We start from the raw sequence: 17066 nt of genomic DNA, 5'->3' as shown, positions 1-17066 counted from the left end.
CCGGCGCCTGCTGCACAAAATGCCGCAGGTCAAAACAGATTGGAAACGCCCTTTACCCCCATTGGGGCCTGGCATTTTCAATGCTTTACAAAAAATCCACCTGCAAATCGTTGACTCATAACCCCCATAATCACAAGGGAATTCATTTGTGACTTGGTGCCAAATTTTCAGATTTGGACTTGGAAAGGAAATTCATTTACAAGCAAATCGTTATTTCCCCGTATCTTATTCACTTATTTTCTTCTCGCCCTATGATCACCGGCAGGGAAGGAAACGGTTTGACACTCACGCCTAGCAGTTGTGGTGTCGAACCGACTAGATATCTGGGAGGAGAACAGCATGTCACCGCAGCCCGAAGGTAAGACGCACGCGCCATCCGTGGAAACCGTTGCCCGCGCCCATGTGGACAGTGCCAAATATGAGGAAATGTATGCCGCCTCGCTTAACGATCCAGAGGCCTTCTGGGGAGAGCACGGCAAGCGCATCGACTGGATCAAACCCTTCACCACGGTGAAGGATGTGAACTACAATTTTGGCGAAGTCTCGATCAACTGGTTTGCCGACGGCACATTGAATGTCTCGGCCAACTGCATCGACCGCCATCTGGACACCCGTGGCGACCAGACCGCGATCATCTTTGAACCCGATGATCCAAACGAGGCCGCGCAGCACATCACCTATAGTGAGCTGCACCGCCGCACCTGCCGCATGGCCAATATTCTGGAAACCATGGGGGTGCGCAAAGGTGACCGGGTGGTGATCTATCTGCCAATGATCCCCGAAGCCGCCTATGCGATGCTGGCCTGTGCCCGTATCGGTGCCATCCATTCGATTGTTTTTGCCGGCTTCAGCCCTGACGCCCTGGCGGCGCGGGTAAACGGCTCTGACGCCAAGGTGGTGATCACCGCCGACGAGGCCCCCCGTGGCGGTCGCAAGACACCGCTGAAGTCCAACGCGGACGCCGCTCTGCTGCACTGCAAGGACACGGTGAAATGCCTGGTGGTCAAGCGCACCGGTGGCCAAACCACCTGGGTTGCCGATCGCGACTATGACTACAACGAGATGGCACTGGAGGCGAACGACTACTGCAAACCCGCAGAGATGAACGCCGAAGACCCGCTCTTTGTGCTTTATACCTCGGGCTCCACCGGCCAGCCCAAAGGTGTGGTTCATACCTCCGGTGGTTATCTCGCCTATGCGGCGATGACCCATGAGATCACCTTTGATTACCACGACGGAGACATCTACTGGTGTACCGCTGACGTGGGCTGGGTCACCGGCCACAGCTATATCGTCTATGGCCCGCTGGCCAATGGCGCCACCACCTTGATGTTTGAAGGTGTGCCAACCTACCCAGACGCCAGCCGCTTCTGGCAGGTCTGCGAAAAGCACAAGGTCAACCAGTTTTATACCGCCCCCACCGCACTGCGCGCCTTGATGGGTCAGGGCAACGAATGGGTTGAAAAATGTGACCTGTCCTCCCTGCGTCTGCTGGGCACCGTGGGGGAGCCCATCAACCCCGAGGCCTGGAACTGGTACAACGAAGTTGTTGGCGGCGGCCGTTGCCCCATTGTCGACACCTGGTGGCAGACCGAAACCGGCGGTCATCTGATGACGCCACTGCCCGGCGCCCATGCCACCAAGCCCGGCTCTGCCATGAAGCCTTTCTTTGGCATCCAGCCCGTGGTTCTGGATCCGCAGTCCGGAGAGGAAATCTCGGGCAATGGTGTTGAGGGTGTCCTGTGCATCAAGGACAGCTGGCCTGGCCAGATGCGCACCGTCTGGGGCGATCACGAGCGCTTCCAGAAGACCTATTTCTCTGATTACAAAGGCTATTACTTCACCGGTGACGGCTGTCGCCGGGATGCCGATGGCGACTATTGGATCACTGGCCGCGTCGATGACGTGATCAATGTCTCGGGTCACCGCATGGGCACCGCCGAGGTCGAAAGCGCGCTGGTCGCCCATGCCGCCGTCGCCGAGGCCGCCGTGGTGGGCTACCCACATGAGATCAAGGGTCAGGGCATCTATTGCTATGTCACCCTGATGAACGACCGCGAACCGTCGGATGAACTGCTGAAAGAGCTGCGCACCTGGGTGCGCACCGAGATTGGCCCCATCGCCAGCCCGGATGTGATCCAATGGGCGCCGGGCCTGCCAAAGACCCGGTCCGGCAAGATCATGCGCCGCATCCTGCGCAAGATCGCCGAAAACGACTTTGGCGCGCTTGGCGACACCTCGACACTGGCGGATCCGTCGGTGGTGGATGACCTGATCGCAAACCGGGCAAACAAGGGGTAAGGCAGCATGACAACAGATGTAATGACCCGCCCTGCTGTTTTGATCCTTCTCGGCCCTCCTGGCGCCGGGAAGGGAACACAAGCTCGTGTTCTGGAAGAGAAGTTTGGCCTCGTCCAACTCTCAACCGGGGATCTGTTGCGGGCAGCTGTCGCCGCAGGCACCACCGCTGGCAATGCCGCCAAGGCGGTGATGGAATCCGGTGGTCTGGTCTCGGATGAGATTGTCATCAACATTCTGCGTGACCGTCTGGCAGAACCAGATTGTGCCAAGGGGGTCATCCTGGATGGCTTCCCGCGCACCACGGTTCAGGCCGAAGCCCTGGATGTTCTGCTGGCTGAAACCGGGCAAAAGATCAACGCCGCCATCAGCCTGGAAGTGGACGACAGCGCCATGGTGGCCCGGGTCTCTGGCCGCTACACCTGTGGCGGCTGCGGTGAGGGCTATCACGACAGCTTCAAGCAGCCCGCAGTTGCCGGAAAATGCGACAAATGTGGCAGTGAAAACATGACCCGCCGCGCCGATGACAACGCCGAAACCGTTGCCAGCCGTCTGGCGGCCTATCACGAACAGACAGCGCCGCTCATTGCCTATTACGACGGCAAAGGCGCGCTGAAGACAATTGATGCCATGGGAGACATCAACACCATCTCCGATGGTCTGGCCAAGATCGTGACCCAAGCGACCACGTAAGATCTGAATTTCCAGGGGGCTGGCCTGCTCTGCCAGCCCCCACCCAACAAACCGGAAAATCCAACGACCTCTGCTGCCCCTCGGGCCAGCACATCGGCGGAGCCATGCCCGATGCCCTGTCTTCTCAAGACAGTGGCGCGGGCAAACAGAGAGCGTTTGCCTGATTGACCCCCCAATCAGGTCCTGGAGAAAAAAGGAGAAGCCGCCATGGCGGATCACACAACAAATGCTGCACAGACAGCCGATGCCGATAAGGGGTATTGGCAGGCCAATGTGCGGATCATTCTTGTCAGCCTGGTGATCTGGGCTGTCGTTTCATTTGGCTTTGGCATTCTGCTGCGTCCGATGCTGTCCGGCATCGCTGTCGGCGGCACTGACCTGGGCTTTTGGTTTGCCCAGCAGGGATCAATCCTGGTCTTTTTGGCCCTGATCTTTTTCTACGCCTTCCGCATGAACAAGCTGGACCGTGAATTCGGCGTCGAGGAGGAGTAATCATGGATCAGTTTACCATCAACCTGCTGTTTGTAGGCACGTCTTTTGCGCTCTACATCGGCATCGCGATCTGGGCCCGTGCGGGCTCCACGTCTGAATTCTACGCGGCGGGGCGCGGCGTGCACCCTGTCACCAACGGTATGGCGACAGCGGCCGACTGGATGTCGGCGGCCTCGTTCATCTCGATGGCGGGTCTCATCGCCTTTACCGGCTATGACAACTCCTCCTTCCTGATGGGCTGGACCGGTGGCTATGTTCTGCTGGCCCTGCTGCTCGCCCCCTATCTGCGCAAGTTCGGCAAGTTCACCGTGTCCGAGTTCATCGGTGATCGGTTCTACAGCCCAACCGCGCGTATCGTGGCGGTGATCTGCCTGATCGTCGCCTCTACCACCTATGTGATCGGCCAGATGACCGGCGTTGGCGTCGCCTTTGGCCGCTTTCTGGAGGTCTCCAATACCACTGGCCTGCTGATCGGCGCCTGTGTTGTATTCGCCTACGCGGTGTTCGGCGGCATGAAGGGCGTGACCTATACCCAGGTTGCGCAGTACTGCGTGTTGATCATGGCCTATACCATCCCGGCCATCTTCATCTCGCTGCAACTGACCGGCAACCCAATCCCCGCACTGGGTCTGTTTGGCGATCACGTTGCAAGCGGTGAGCCTTTGCTGGCGAAACTCGACGCCATTGTGCGTGAGCTTGGCTTTAATGAATATACCGCTCACCATGCCGATACCTTCAACATGGTGCTGTTTACCCTGTCGCTGATGATCGGCACCGCCGGCCTGCCCCATGTGATCATGCGCTTCTTCACCGTACCGCGCGTCGCTGATGCCCGTTGGTCGGCTGGCTGGGCGCTGGTGTTCATTGCGTTGCTCTACCTCACCGCGCCTGCGGTTGGCGCCATGGCGCGCCTGAATATCACCGATATGATGTGGCCCAATGGCACCGATGCGCAGGCGGTTTCCGTCGAGCAGATCGAAAACGATGCCCGCTACGACTGGATGGCCACCTGGGAAAAAACCGGGCTCTTGGCCTGGGAAGACAAGAACGGCGATGGCCATATCCAGTATTACAACGATAAAAATGCGGATATGCAGGCCAAGGCGGCTGACATGGGCTGGGAAGGCAACGAGCTGACCAACTTCAACCGCGATATCCTGGTGCTGGCCAACCCTGAAATCGCCAACCTGCCCTCTTGGGTCATTGGTCTGGTGGCGGCGGGTGGTCTGGCGGCGGCGCTGTCAACGGCGGCTGGTCTGCTGCTGGCGATCTCTTCCGCTGTGTCGCACGATCTGATCAAAGGCTCGATCAATCCGAATATCTCGGAAAAAGGCGAGCTGATGTCGGCGCGTATTGCCATGGCCGTGGCCATCGCGGTTGCCACCTATCTTGGCCTCAACCCTCCCGGCTTTGCGGCGCAGACTGTTGCGCTGGCCTTTGGTCTGGCGGCGGCCTCGATCTTCCCGGCGCTGATGATGGGGATCTTCTCCAAGAAGATCAACAACACCGGGGCTGTGGCCGGTATGCTGGCGGGTCTGGGCGTTACCCTGATCTACATCTTCCTGCACAAGGGCTGGCTGTTCATTCCGGACACCAACTCCTTTACCGATGCAGATCCGCTGCTGGGCACGATCAAGTCAACCTCCTTTGGAGCCATTGGCGCTGCGATCAACTTTGCCACGGCCTATCTGGTGGCCAGCATCACCAGGGAAACCCCGCAAGAGATCAAAGATCTGGTCGAAAGCGTGCGTATCCCCCGTGGCGCCGGTACGGCACAGGATCACTGATCCCTCACCGGATCGGTAGCTGGACGGGTCACTCCTCCCTCGGGGTATCCCCCATATGGTCCGTCCAGCCCATCCTGATGCCCGCCCCGGTTATCGCCCGGGCGGGTCTCCCCGTCGTCCCAAGTTGCCCTTATTCATAGAGGTGCTTTGATGCCAATTTCCGAAACCGACCGGATCCGCTTTCTCACCTCTGTACATCCCTATGACAGCCTGAAGCAGAGCACATTGCGGGATCTGGCTCCAAAGTTTCAAATCCTGTCGGTCAATCCAGGTGAGATGATTTATGAGCTGGGCGCCGATCTTGCCGGGCTGTATCTGGTGTATCACGGCGAAGTCGAGGTCTTTGACGAAAACCATATGGCGATCTCGATCCTGGGGCCGCGCAATTCCTTTGGCGAGCGCGGGCTGACGCGCGGCGGTCGCGCGGCTACCTCGGCGCGGGCCAGTACTGCAACGGTGCTGCTGCTGCTCCCGCGCAAAGATTTTGCCCTGTTGATGCAGGCAGAACCGTCGGTCACCCGTTTTTTTGATCGCCGCCGTCCCGATACTCCCATTCAAAATGGTCTCACCACCACCCGCGCCGAAAGCTTTATGGCGGCGCCACCGGTGACCTGCTCGCCTGGTCTGACCTGCCAGGGGGCGGCGCAGCTGATGCGCGCGCATCATATCTCCTGTGTCTGCATCAGCGAGGGCGACCGCCTGCTGGGCATCCTGACCACCCGTGACCTGACCGAAAAGCTGCTGGCCGAGGGGCTGCCCTTCTCCACCCCGGTGTCGCAGATCATGACCAAAAATCCCCGCAGCCTGCCGCCTTCGGCTATTGGCTCGGATGTGCTGCATGCGATGATGGAACATCACATTGGCCATATCCCGGTGGTGCAAAACGACCAGCTGTTGGGCATCATCACCCAGACCGACCTCACCCGGTTTCAGGCGGTCAGCTCAGCCGAGCTGGTCTCCAGCATCGCCCGCGCCAACAGCGCCGAGGAAATGGCCAAGGTTACCGCTGAAATCCCCCGGCTGCTGGTGCAGCTGGTGGCAGGCGGCAATCGCCATGAGGTGGTGACGCGGCTGATCACCGATATTGCCGACACCGTGACCCGGCGGTTGCTCACCCTTGCACAAGAAACGCTTGGGCCCTCTCCCGTCCCCTATCTGTGGCTCGCCTGTGGCAGCCAGGGGCGCCAAGAGCAGACAGGCGTGTCGGATCAGGACAATTGCCTGATCCTGTCGGATGAGGCCCAGCCCCAGGACGACGCCTATTTTGCCGCCCTCGCCGCCTTTGTCTGCGAGGGGCTCAATACCTGCGGCTATGTCTATTGTCCGGGCGATATGATGGCGACCAATCCCCGCTGGCGTCAGCCATTGCACGTCTGGCGCGACTATTTTGGCGGCTGGATCAACAAACCCGCCCCCGAAGCCCAGATGCTGGCCTCGGTGATGTTTGATCTGCGTCCTATTGGCGGCGATGTCGCGCTGTTTGAGGGTTTGCAAAGCAGCGTTCTGGCTTCGGCCTGCGCCAATTCAATCTTTGTAGCCCATATGACCTCCAATGCGCTGAAACATACGCCGCCGCTGGGGCTGCTCAGGGGTTTGCCACCATTCGGTCCGGCGAGCACCGCAACACCCTGGATATGAAGCACAATGGCGTGGTGCCGGTCACCGACCTGGGCCGTATCTACGCGCTGCAGGGAAAAATTTCGCCGGTCAATACCCGCGCGCGTCTGGAGGCAGCAGCCGCCAGTGGGGTGATCAGCGCCAGTGGGGCCCGTGATCTTCTGGATGCCTATGATCTGATTGCCCAAACCCGGCTGGAACACCAGGCCGCCCTGGTGCGCCAGGGAGCCGCCCCGGACAACTATCTGGCGCCATCAAATTTGTCCGACTTTGAGCGAAGTCATCTACGCGATGCCTTTGTGGTGGTAAAGACCATGCAATCCGCGCTGGGTCACGGTACTGGACTGCTGAGCTAGCGAACCCGCCTGTTGCTTCTGCAGGAGCCTTGGGCGGGGCTATTATGGGAAAGATAAAACCGGCGGTTTGACAAAACCACCGGGCAATCGCGAGGGTAATTTATGTTTCTGGAACTGATTGCTGTGATTTTTGCCGGCATCGCTGTCGCCGGGGTGGTGATGCTGATCAACAGTGTCACCGGAACCCGGCTGCCGCGCTGGCTGGCCCCGGTCGCTGCTGGCCTGGCGATGATCGCTGTCACCGTGACGTCAGAGTACAGTTGGTACAGCCGCACCCTGACCAGCCTGCCCGCAGGACTGGTGGTGGCTGACACGGTTGAGAGCCGCAGTTTTTATCGGCCCTGGACCTATATTGTGCCGCTGAACGAACGCTTTGTCGCGGTTGATCTTGCCACCATGCGCAGCCACCCCAAGCAGCCCGATCAACATCTGGCTGAGGTGTTCTTTTTTGGCCGCTGGGCCCCGATCAGCCAGCTTAGCATCGCCGCCGATTGCGCCAGCTGGCGACGCGCTGCGGTGGAGGCCGAGACAAACCTTGCGCAGGATGGCGGCATTCATGGCGTCAACTGGGTCTCGCCGCCTGCAGAAGATCACCTCTTGCTAAGTATCTGCGGAAGTTAACTCATGTTGACCCATCTGAGCCTGCGCCTGCGGATTTTTCTGTTCTTTTGCCTGCTGGCCCTTGGCGCGATTGCTGTCAGCCTCGGCAGTCTCTGGCTCAGCTTTGAACGGGCGGCGACGCCTGCCCTGTTGGATCCCTTTATCTTTGCCGGCCTGTTGGGCACCTTTGCAATCCTTGGGCTTTGCGCTGGTATCTGGCTGCTGTTTGACGAAAATGTTGCCAAACCAATCGAGATCCTCGCCGCTGAAATGCGGCTGCGCGCCCATGGCGGCGTGTCGCGCGGCATCGACGCAAAGACCGCGCGTTACTTGGGCGATCTGGCGCCGGCGGCTGCCGGGCTGGCGGGACAGGTGGGCGACACCACCCAGCTTACAGCCCGCAATATCGCCAAGGAAACGGCCCGGTTGGAGGCAGACAAGCGTCGCTTGACGGCCCTGTTGAGCGAGCTGCCGGTGGCCACGGTGATGCTGGGGCCCGATCATCGCATCGTCTTGTATGATGCCCAGGCGGCAACGGTCCTGGCGCAGATCGCCCATCCGCGCCTGAATGCCCGCCTGTTTGACTATCTGGACCGGGTGGCTTTGGAAGCGGCCTATGATCAGATGAACAAGTCCGGCACAGAGGTGCAAGCGCAGGTCTGCGGCCGCGATCAGGCGCAGCGCTATTCCGTCAGCCTGAAACCGCTGGGCCAGGGCGAGGGCTACGTGCTGATCTTTGATGCCTCTGTTGCCAGAATTGCGCCAGAGGCTGCGCGCCCCATCGTCTATGATTTTGACCTGCTGGACCGCCCCCTGCAGGACATCGGGGAGCGGCCGCTGAATGAGCTGTGTTTTACGGTGTTTGACACTGAAACCACCGGGCTTTTGCCGCATAAGGACGAAATCGTACAGATTGGTGCAGTCAGGGTATTGAATGGGCGCCTGATCGAGAGCGAGCAGTTTGACACCCTGGTTGACCCGGGGCGCCCGATCCCCGAGGCTTCGACCCGAGTGCATGGGGTAAGCACCGCCATGGTGCAGGGCGCCCCAAAGATCTCCACTGCGGCGGCCAAGTTTCACCTCTTTGCCACTGATGCGGTCATCGTGGCCCATAACGCGCCGTTTGACATGGCCTTCCTGCGGCGTCACGCCAAGGCAACCGGGCTGGCCTGGGACCAACCTATTCTGGATACGGTCCTGCTGAGCGCGGTGCTGTTTGGTGCCTCGGTACCGCATACGCTGGACGCGCTTTGCAAACGGCTGGACATCATCATTCCCCCCGCCCTGCGCCACACGGCCCTGGGCGACGCCGATGCAACCGCCCGCGCACTGGTGCAGATGATCCCCATGTTGCAGGCCCGCGGGCTTAACAGCCTGGCACAGGTGATTGAACAGACCCGCCGCCATGGTCGGTTGCTGGAAGACCTGAACCCTGTGGACAATCACGGCAGCACATGGCAGGCAGGCAAAAAGACCTGAAGCGAGGCGCGCGATGCCACAAACCAGTTTTATTCCCGGCGCCGATACGGCCCGGGCTTATCGGGATGCTCTGGGCTGCTTTGCCACCGGAGTCACCGTGGTGACCACCCAGACGGACAGCGGCCCGCTGGCAATTACGGTCAACAGTTTCACCTCCGTCTCGATGCAACCGCCTCTCTTGCTCTGGTGTCCCGATCGCAGCTCACTGCGCCACGATGCCTTTGTCACCGCACAGCGCTTTGCCATTCACGTGCTGGCCGAAGACCAGCTCAGCCAGGCACAGCATTTTGCCCGCAACGGTAAGGGTTTCACCGCTGGAAACTGGCGCCAAAGCGACGCCGGAACCCCGGCCCTGCCCGGCTTTATCGCCCGGTTCGAGTGCCAGCATTTTGACAGCTACCCCGCCGGGGATCACACCATTATTCTGGGCCAAGTCACCCAGGTCACCACCTGCCCGGGCAACGGCCTGGTCTTTAAGCGCGGTCAATACGGCGGCTTTCTGGAACAGATTTAGACCGCTGCACCTGCCATCAGGACCACAAAGATCGAGCAAAAAAACCCGCCAAACCATCAGGTTAAGCGGGTTTCATTATGTTTCCCAGCGTCCCACGCCACGGTCTGGAGCAGGACGCAAAAGACTTATTTCAAAGCCGCGTCAGAAATCAAATGGGTCCAGGCACCCTCGGGCATCTTGGTGATCACTGGCGATGAGCCACCTTCCAGCAGGGTCCGCACTGTGCGCTCATAGTCCGCCACATCAAGCGCGCCATTGCTGCCCGCTGTGAGCTTGGCCACTTCGCGCATCATGCGCTGCTGGTGAACTTCGGTCTGTGCGCCAGAGGCATCGTTTTCAAGGATGATTTCCGCAGCCTCATCAGGATGGGCTTCGGCATATTTCCACCCCTGCATCGAGGCGCGCACAAAGCGCTCCATCTTGGAGACAAAGGCAGGATCGTTCAGGTTCTCTTCCAGAACATACAGACCATCTTCCAGCGTGGCGACGCCCTGATCCTCATATTTGAAGGTGATCAGCTCATCTTCGGAAACCCCGGCATCAATCACCTGCCAGTATTCATTGTAGGTCATGGTGGAAATGCAATCGGCCTGACGCTGCAACAGCGGATCAACGTTAAAGCCCTGTTTCAGAACTTCGACGCCCATCTCACCCTTGGCTTCGGTCGAGATGCCCAGCTTGCCCATCCAGCTCATGAAGGGGAATTCATTGCCAAAAAACCAAACACCCAGGGTGCGGTTGGACAGGTCTTCAGGTGCCGCGATGCCGGTGTCATTCCAGCAGGTCAGCTGCATGCCGGAACTTTTGTAAGGCTGGGCGATATTGACCAGCGGCAGGCCCTTTTCACGCGCCGCCAGGGCCGCAGGCATCCACTCCACCGTGACATCGGCGCCACCGCCTGCAATCACCTGAGTTGGGGCAATGTCCGGGCCACCTGGCAGGATGGTTACATTCAGGTCTTCAGCGCTATAAAAGCCCTTGTCCAGTGCCACATAGTAGCCAGCGAACTGTGCCTGTGTAACCCATTTCAGCTGCAGTTTCACGTCATCCGCAGCCTGGGCCGCGCCGACAGATGCAAGCGCCAGACCGGCGGCTGTCAAAATGTGTTTCATGAGATCGTTCTCCCGTTGGTTATGATGAACGCTAGCGCGAATTTGACCCTTCGATCAAATATTATTCTTAAGTTGTTGTTAGGCATTCTGCCTCTTCGCGCAGCAATTGAGCGTTTCTTTTCGGCCAATGACTGATTTTTCACCACTCTCATGGGCCTCTGCCAGAGCGCTCCTCTGGAAAATCCACCGCGCAATTCATCTCACGCGATGGATTGTTCGTTTATCCCCGTTGCGAGGGGTGCCAGAAGGTCAGGCTTTTCTCCATCAGGGCAATCGCCCCGTAGAAAAACGACCCCGCCAAAGCCGCCATGACAATCTCGGCCCAGACCATATCCAGGGCCAGTTGCCCGACGCTGGTCGAGATCCGAAACCCCATGCCCACGGTGGGAGAGCCAAAGAACTCCGCCACAATTGCGCCCACCAGCGCCAGGGTGGTCGAGATTTTCAAACCGTTGAAGATAAAGGGCAAAGCCGCCGGCAGGCGCAGTTTGAAAAAGCTCTGCCAATAGCTGGCCGCATAGGTCTGCATCAGATCCCGCTGCATGGCAGAGGTCTCGCGCAGACCAGCCACCGTGTTCACCAGCATCGGAAAGAACACCATGACCACAACCACAGCCGCCTTGGACTGCCAATCAAAGCCAAACCACATCACCAAAATGGGCGCGGTGCCAACAATGGGAAGAGCGGCGACAAAATTGCCCACAGGCAGCAGCCCGCGACGCAGGAAATCGCTGCGATCCACCGCCACTGCCATCAGCAAGGCCGCACCGCAGCCCATGATATAGCCAGACAAGGCCCCTTTCAAAAAGGTCTGCGCCAGATCCTTCCACAGGATCGGCAACGACGATACCAAGCGCTCGGCAATAAGGCTCGGTGCTGGCAGGATCACCATCGAAACCGCAAGCCCGCGCACCATAAGTTCCCAGACCAGTAACACCGTGACACCAAAGATCACCGGCACCAAAAGCTTCACAGCCCGGGTATCCGCGCGGTGCCCATTGGCCAAACGGCTGTTCAACCACCACCCCAGACACCAGACCAAAACCGCAAGAAACACCAAAATCATCTGACACCTCCGCTGCCCAGCCGGGGCCTGATCGGCGCCGACACCACGGGCTTCATTTGGCCCAAAATATCCCGGGGGAGCCGCATTTTTGCGGCGGGGGCAGCGCCCCACTGCCACAGTCTCATCAGGCACAGTCTCATCATGCGCTGTCTCATCATGGCTGCATTCCCATCCGTTTCAACACGATCTTCTCGATCAGCTCCAGCAGCGCCACCAAAAGCCCCGCCAGAATGGCCGCCGCAAACAGCGCTGACCAGATCTGCACCGTCTGACCATAATAGCTGCCCGCCAACAGACGCGCGCCCAGACCCGAAACAGCCCCGGTTGGCAACTCCCCCACGATGGCCCCCAGCAGCGAGGCCGCGATGCCAATTTTCAGCGAGGTAAACAGATAGGGCATCGACGAGGGCAAACGCAGCTTCCAAAACCCCTGCGCGGTATTGGCACTATAGGTTTTCAGCAGATCCAGCTGCATCGCATCCGGGCTGCGCAGGCCCTTCACCATGCCAACCACCACAGGAAAGAAGCTGAGATAGGCCGATATGATCGCCTTGGGCAGGATCCCCTGCACCCCGATCGAGTAGAGCACCACAATGATCATCGGCGCCAGCGCAATAATCGGGATGGTCTGGCTGACAATGGCCCAGGGCATCACCGACATATCCATCACCCGTGAATGCACGATGCCCACGGCCAGCAGAATTCCCAGACCGGTGCCAATGACAAACCCCAAAAGGGTCGCCGTGAGCGTCACCTGCGCGTGATAGACAAGCGAGCGTTTTGAGGTGAGTTTTTTCATCACCGTGGTCTCCCACAGCTCAGATATCACCTGATGCGGCGCCGGCAGGCGCGGGCGGTCCTGGGCAAAGGTATCGGCAATGGCAAAGGAATTGCCAGCCACCAGACCAAAGGCCCCCATATCGCGCCGCGCTTTCGAGGTCGCAGGCATGACTTCGGCCCCGCCCCGTTCCGCCGCATCCAACACGCCCTTGATGTTCATCGGCACGCAGGCCGCATACCAAAAGGCCACAATCGCCGCGAGCACCGTCAGAACGGAAAAAAAGGTTTTCATACTGCCCCCTCCCCGGCTGTTGTCAAAACCAGAGCATCAATCATCGCCATGCCCTGCCCGCAGACCTTCGCGTACCCGATGGGCGATATCGATGAATTCCTGACTGTCGCGAATATCCAGCGGGCGCTCGCGCGGCAAGGTACTCTCGATCACATCGGTAATGCGACCGGGGCGCGGGCTCATCACCACGATCTTGGTCGACAGATAGACCGCCTCCGGGATCGAATGGGTGACAAAGCCGATGGTCTTGTTGGTACGCGCCCAAAGTTTCAAGAGCTGCTCATTCAGGTGATCGCGCACAATCTCGTCCAGCGCCCCAAAGGGCTCATCCATCAGCAGGATATCCGCATCAAAGGCCAGCGCCCGGGCGATGCTGGCGCGCTGCTGCATCCCCCCCGACAATTGCCAGGGATATTTGCCGCCAAAGCCCGTAAGCTCCACCAGCTCCAGCACCTGTTCGACCCGCTTGTCCTGTTCGGCCCTGGAATAGCCCATGATTTCAAGCGGCAGCTTGATGTTCTTGGCAATGCTGCGCCAGGGGTACAGGCCGGCCGCCTGAAACACATAGCCATAGGCGCGCTGCCTGCGCGCCTCATCCGGGGTCATGCCATTTACGGTGATAGATCCACCAGTGGGATGTTCCAGCGCCGCCATCACCCGCAGAAAGGTGGTTTTGCCGCAGCCCGAGGGGCCAATAAAGGAGACAAAATCCCCCTTGTTGATGGTGAGGTTCACATCCTTCAGCGCCTGTACGGGACCGTCATTTGTCGGAAAAACCAGATCCAGGTTTTTTGCTTCGACGACGGCCTCGGGGGCACCCTCTGGGGCATGGGCCCGGAGAGAATCGGCCTGGGGAGCATCGGCCTGGGTAGTCGTTTGAGTATTCATGTCTTCGCCTTGTTCAGACTATAAGCGGGCCGCACACGAGGGGGGCTCCCCCGGCGCAGCCCTGCTCTTTGATTAAACGCCAGTTGCGGGAATGCCAGAGCGTTCAACGGGACGCGGAGAAGTCAGCTCTTTCCAGGTCGACAGCGCCTTGTTCACGGTTGTATTGGCCTGGCGCTCAACAAACCGGCCATGGCCTTCCTGGGTGCGGATTTCGCCGTCCTGCACAGCCACCTGGCCTCGGCTCAGGGTAAAGCGCGGCAGACCTTTCACCTCATGGCCCTCAAAGACATTATAATCGATGGCAGACTGCTGGGTGCTGGCGGCAATGGTTTTTGACTTTTCCGGATCCCAGACCACCAGATCGGCATCGGCGCCAACCAGAACCGCACCCTTTTGGGGATAACAATTCAGGATCTTGGCAATATTGGTCGAGGTCACGGCAACAAATTCATTTGGCGTGATCCGACCCGTGGCAACGCCTTGGGTCCACAGCATCGGCATCCGGTCTTCCAACCCACCCGTGCCATTGGGGATCTTGGTGAAATCCCCCACCCCATAGCGTTTCTGCTCAGTCGAGAACGCACAGTGATCGGTGGCCACAACCGAAAGCGAGCCAGACTGAAGACCCGCCCAAAGGCTGTCCTGATGTTTCTTGTTGCGGAACGGCGGCGACATCACCCGGCGCGCGGCATGATCCCAATCGGGATTGAAATATTCGCTCTCATCCAGCGTCAGATGCTGGATCAGCGGCTCGCCCCAGACCCGTTTGCCCTGCATCCGCGCCCGGCGAATGGCCTCGTGGCTGTCCTCACAGGAGGTATGCACCACATAAAGCGGCACCCCCGCCATATCCGCAATCATGATGGCCCGGTTGGTGGCCTCGCCTTCCACCTGGGGCGGGCGCGAATAGGCATGCGCCTCGGGGCCGGTATTGCCCTCGGCGAGCAGCTTCGCCGACAGCTCCGCCACCACATCACCGTTTTCCGCATGCACCATGGCAATACCGCCCAGTTCCGCCAGACGCTGAAAGCTGGAATACATCTCGTCATCATTGACCATCAAAGCGCCCTTATAGGCCATGAAATGCTTGAAGGTATTGATACCACGGGTCTCGATCACGGTCTTCATGTCGTCAAAGACCTGCTCGCCCCACCAGGTCACCGCCATGTGGAAGGAATAATCACAGTTCGCCCGGGTGGATTTATTATCCCAACGCTTCAAGGCATCCAGCAGGCTCTCACCCGGATTTGGCAGCGCAAAATCCACCACCATGGTGGTGCCCCCCGCCAGACCAGCCCGCGTACCGCTTTCAAAATCATCCGTCGAATAGGTGCCCATAAAGGGCATTTCCAGATGGGTATGCGGGTCAATCCCGCCCGGCATGACATAACAGCCAGTGGCATCCAACTCTTCATCGCCCTTAAGATCCGGCCCGATTGCGGTGATCACCCCACCTTCAATCAAAACATCCGACTTATAGGTGAGATCCGCGGTGACAATTGTCCCGTTCTTGATGACTTTAGTCATGGTAAAACTCCCTGTCTCGGGCGCATTTTGCGCCACTTTTATCTGGTTTTGGGACCAGTTCCCTGTTCTCTTGGCCCCTCTTCAGTGTTCTCTTGGCCCCTCTTCAGTTGGCCAAAAATATCCCGGGGGAGCGGCCCGCCAGGGCCGCGGGGGCAGCGCCCCCTCCTTTTAGGGGCAGCGCTCCGTCCTTTGAGAGGCGCGCCCCTTCCCTTTTTGAGAGCAGCGCCCCGTCCCCTTGCTACTCTATCAGGAAACGATCTCAGCCGTTTCGACAACCGCGTGAAACAACACATTGCCGCCAGCCTCGGCCCAGTCCTTGCTGATCTCTTCCGCCTCGTTGTGGCTCAGACCATCCACACAGGGGCACATGATCATCGCAGTTGGCGCCACCCGGTTGATCCAGCAGGCATCATGGCCGGCGCCGGAAATGATATCCAGATGCGAATAGCCCAGACGCTCGGCCGCATTGCGCACCGCCGCCACACAGGTCTCATCAAATTTCACCGGGTCAAAGCCGCCGACCTTTTCAAAGGTGATCTGCATATCCAAGGCCTCGACGATATCCTTGCCCTCTTCGCGCAGCCGCAGCTCCATATCCTCGATGACTTCCAACTCGGGCGAGCGGAAATCGACGGTAAAGACCACCTTGCCAGGGATCACATTGCGCGAGTTTGGATAGACGTCAATATGACCTGCCGCGCCAACGGCGCTTGGCGCATGGGACCAGGCAATTTCATCCACCGCTTCCAGCACCCGCGCCATGGCGAGGCCCGCGTTGCGGCGCATCGGCATCGGGGTCGACCCGGTATGGGCATCCTTGCCGGTAATGGTCACTTCGGTCCAGCTCAGGCCCTGGCCATGGGTGACCACGCCAATATCCTTGCCCTCGGCTTCCAGAATGGGGCCCTGCTCGATGTGCAGCTCAAAAAAGGCATGCATTTTGCGCGCGCCAACCTCTTCCTCGCCACGCCAGCCGATCCGCTTCAACTCATCGCCAAATGACTTGCCCTCGGCGTCAACCCGGTCATAGGCCCAGTCCTGGGTGTGAATGCCCGCAAAAACCCCTGACGACAGCATGGCCGGAGCATAACGGGTGCCTTCCTCGTTGGTAAAATTCGTAGCCACAATGGGATGTTTGGTCTTGATGCCCATGTCATTGAGCGAACGGATCAGCTCCAGCCCAGCAAGAACCCCAAGCACACCATCGTATTTGCCGCCGGTTGGCTGGGTATCCAAGTGCGAGCCCACATAGACCGGCAACGCCTCCGGATCGGTGCCTTCGCGGCGGGCAAACATATTGCCCATCTGATCCAGCCCCATGGTGCAGCCCGCCTCTTCGCACCATTTCTGGAACAAGGCGCGCCCTTCGGCATCTTCATCGGTCAAGGTCTGGCGATTGTTGCCCCCTGCGACACCGGGGCCGACCTTGGCCATCTCCATCAGGCTCTCCCAGAGCCGATCGCCGTTGATTTTTAGATTCTGTCCCAAAGACGTCATCGCAGCTTCCTTCCTGTTCCCCCCGCTGATCTTGCGGGTTATTCTTGGCTTGGCACCAATCGGTGGCT

The 17066-nt window shown here is 59.3% G+C and carries 13 protein-coding genes and 1 pseudogene; 8 read left to right on the top strand and 6 right to left on the bottom strand.

The genetic code is table 11. From position 1 onward, the window contains the following. Window positions 1-339 precede the first annotated feature (339 nt). From acs to ARCT_RS0110090, 8 genes and pseudogenes are all read left to right on the top strand, one after another. Window positions 340-2301, top strand: a complete 1962-nt coding sequence (acs, locus tag ARCT_RS0110125) for an acetate--CoA ligase (protein ID WP_027239970.1) — start codon at window positions 340-342, stop codon at window positions 2299-2301. A gap of 6 nt (window positions 2302-2307) precedes the next feature. Next, the gene (locus tag ARCT_RS0110120) at window positions 2308-2991 is read left to right on the top strand and encodes an adenylate kinase (RefSeq protein ID WP_027239969.1); all 684 of its coding nucleotides are present in this window, start codon (window positions 2308-2310) and stop codon (window positions 2989-2991) included. A 207-nt stretch (window positions 2992-3198) separates the two neighbouring features. Further along, complete coding sequence (locus ARCT_RS0110115; RefSeq protein WP_027239968.1) at window positions 3199-3483, top strand: DUF4212 domain-containing protein; 285 nt, start codon at window positions 3199-3201, stop codon at window positions 3481-3483. A 2-nt stretch (window positions 3484-3485) separates the two neighbouring features. Further along, complete coding sequence (locus ARCT_RS0110110) at window positions 3486-5270, top strand: sodium:solute symporter family protein (RefSeq protein WP_027239967.1); 1785 nt, start codon at window positions 3486-3488, stop codon at window positions 5268-5270. Window positions 5271-5420: 150 nt separating this feature from the next. Next, a pseudogene (locus ARCT_RS25785) lies at window positions 5421-7243 on the top strand (DUF294 nucleotidyltransferase-like domain-containing protein). A gap of 102 nt (window positions 7244-7345) precedes the next feature. Next, on the top strand, window positions 7346-7864 hold the full coding sequence (locus tag ARCT_RS0110100; protein ID WP_027239966.1) for a hypothetical protein: 519 nt from the start codon (window positions 7346-7348) through the stop codon (window positions 7862-7864). Window positions 7865-7867: 3 nt separating this feature from the next. Then, window positions 7868-9322, top strand: coding sequence for a 3'-5' exonuclease (locus ARCT_RS0110095; RefSeq protein WP_027239965.1), 1455 nt, complete (start codon window positions 7868-7870; stop codon window positions 9320-9322). 13 nt (window positions 9323-9335) lie between these two features. Next, entirely contained in the window at window positions 9336-9836 is a 501-nt protein-coding gene (locus ARCT_RS0110090) for a flavin reductase family protein (protein WP_027239964.1), read from the top strand. 125 nt (window positions 9837-9961) lie between these two features. On the opposite strand, the gene ARCT_RS0110085 is transcribed toward ARCT_RS0110090, so the two are convergent. From ARCT_RS0110085 to ARCT_RS0110055, 6 genes are all read right to left on the bottom strand, one after another. Further along, the gene (locus tag ARCT_RS0110085) at window positions 9962-10948 is read right to left on the bottom strand and encodes an ABC transporter substrate-binding protein (protein WP_027239963.1); all 987 of its coding nucleotides are present in this window, start codon (window positions 10946-10948) and stop codon (window positions 9962-9964) included. Window positions 10949-11168: 220 nt separating this feature from the next. Next, window positions 11169-12014, bottom strand: coding sequence for an ABC transporter permease (locus ARCT_RS0110080; protein ID WP_027239962.1), 846 nt, complete (start codon window positions 12012-12014; stop codon window positions 11169-11171). Between the two features lie 154 nt (window positions 12015-12168). Then, entirely contained in the window at window positions 12169-13086 is a 918-nt protein-coding gene (locus ARCT_RS0110070; RefSeq protein ID WP_027239961.1) for an ABC transporter permease, read from the bottom strand. Between the two features lie 36 nt (window positions 13087-13122). Next, window positions 13123-13974 carry an ABC transporter ATP-binding protein gene (locus ARCT_RS0110065; protein ID WP_027239960.1) on the bottom strand — a complete coding sequence of 284 codons (852 nt, stop codon included), beginning with the start codon at window positions 13972-13974 and terminating at the stop codon, window positions 13123-13125. Between the two features lie 72 nt (window positions 13975-14046). Beyond that, window positions 14047-15501, bottom strand: coding sequence for a dihydropyrimidinase (hydA, locus tag ARCT_RS0110060; protein ID WP_027239959.1), 1455 nt, complete (start codon window positions 15499-15501; stop codon window positions 14047-14049). 246 nt (window positions 15502-15747) lie between these two features. After that, on the bottom strand, window positions 15748-16998 hold the full coding sequence (locus tag ARCT_RS0110055) for a Zn-dependent hydrolase (RefSeq protein WP_027239958.1): 1251 nt from the start codon (window positions 16996-16998) through the stop codon (window positions 15748-15750). Window positions 16999-17066: the final 68 nt, after the last annotated feature.

The organism is Pseudophaeobacter arcticus DSM 23566 (assembly GCF_000473205.1).
Lineage (GTDB): Bacteria > Pseudomonadota > Alphaproteobacteria > Rhodobacterales > Rhodobacteraceae > Pseudophaeobacter > Pseudophaeobacter arcticus.
This window is presented reverse-complemented; position numbering and strand designations above follow the sequence as displayed.

Excerpts from the sequence above, each read along its gene's own strand:
- ARCT_RS0110120 (WP_027239969.1), top strand. The coding sequence starts at position 2,308 with ATGACAACAGATGTAATGACCCGCCCTGCTGTTTTGATCCTTCTCGGC.
- ARCT_RS0110115 (WP_027239968.1), top strand. The coding sequence starts at position 3,199 with ATGGCGGATCACACAACAAATGCTGCACAGACAGCCGATGCCGATAAG.
- ARCT_RS0110090 (WP_027239964.1), top strand. The coding sequence starts at position 9,336 with ATGCCACAAACCAGTTTTATTCCCGGCGCCGATACGGCCCGGGCTTAT.
- ARCT_RS0110070 (WP_027239961.1), bottom strand. The coding sequence starts at position 13,086 with ATGAAAACCTTTTTTTCCGTTCTGACGGTGCTCGCGGCGATTGTGGCC.
- ARCT_RS0110085 (WP_027239963.1), bottom strand. The coding sequence starts at position 10,948 with ATGAAACACATTTTGACAGCCGCCGGTCTGGCGCTTGCATCTGTCGGC.
- ARCT_RS0110055 (WP_027239958.1), bottom strand. The coding sequence starts at position 16,998 with ATGACGTCTTTGGGACAGAATCTAAAAATCAACGGCGATCGGCTCTGG.
- ARCT_RS0110080 (WP_027239962.1), bottom strand. The coding sequence starts at position 12,014 with ATGATTTTGGTGTTTCTTGCGGTTTTGGTCTGGTGTCTGGGGTGGTGG.
- acs (WP_027239970.1), top strand. The coding sequence starts at position 340 with ATGTCACCGCAGCCCGAAGGTAAGACGCACGCGCCATCCGTGGAAACC.
- hydA (WP_027239959.1), bottom strand. The coding sequence starts at position 15,501 with ATGACTAAAGTCATCAAGAACGGGACAATTGTCACCGCGGATCTCACC.
- ARCT_RS0110095 (WP_027239965.1), top strand. The coding sequence starts at position 7,868 with ATGTTGACCCATCTGAGCCTGCGCCTGCGGATTTTTCTGTTCTTTTGC.
- ARCT_RS0110110 (WP_027239967.1), top strand. The coding sequence starts at position 3,486 with ATGGATCAGTTTACCATCAACCTGCTGTTTGTAGGCACGTCTTTTGCG.
- ARCT_RS0110065 (WP_027239960.1), bottom strand. The coding sequence starts at position 13,974 with ATGAATACTCAAACGACTACCCAGGCCGATGCTCCCCAGGCCGATTCT.
- ARCT_RS0110100 (WP_027239966.1), top strand. The coding sequence starts at position 7,346 with ATGTTTCTGGAACTGATTGCTGTGATTTTTGCCGGCATCGCTGTCGCC.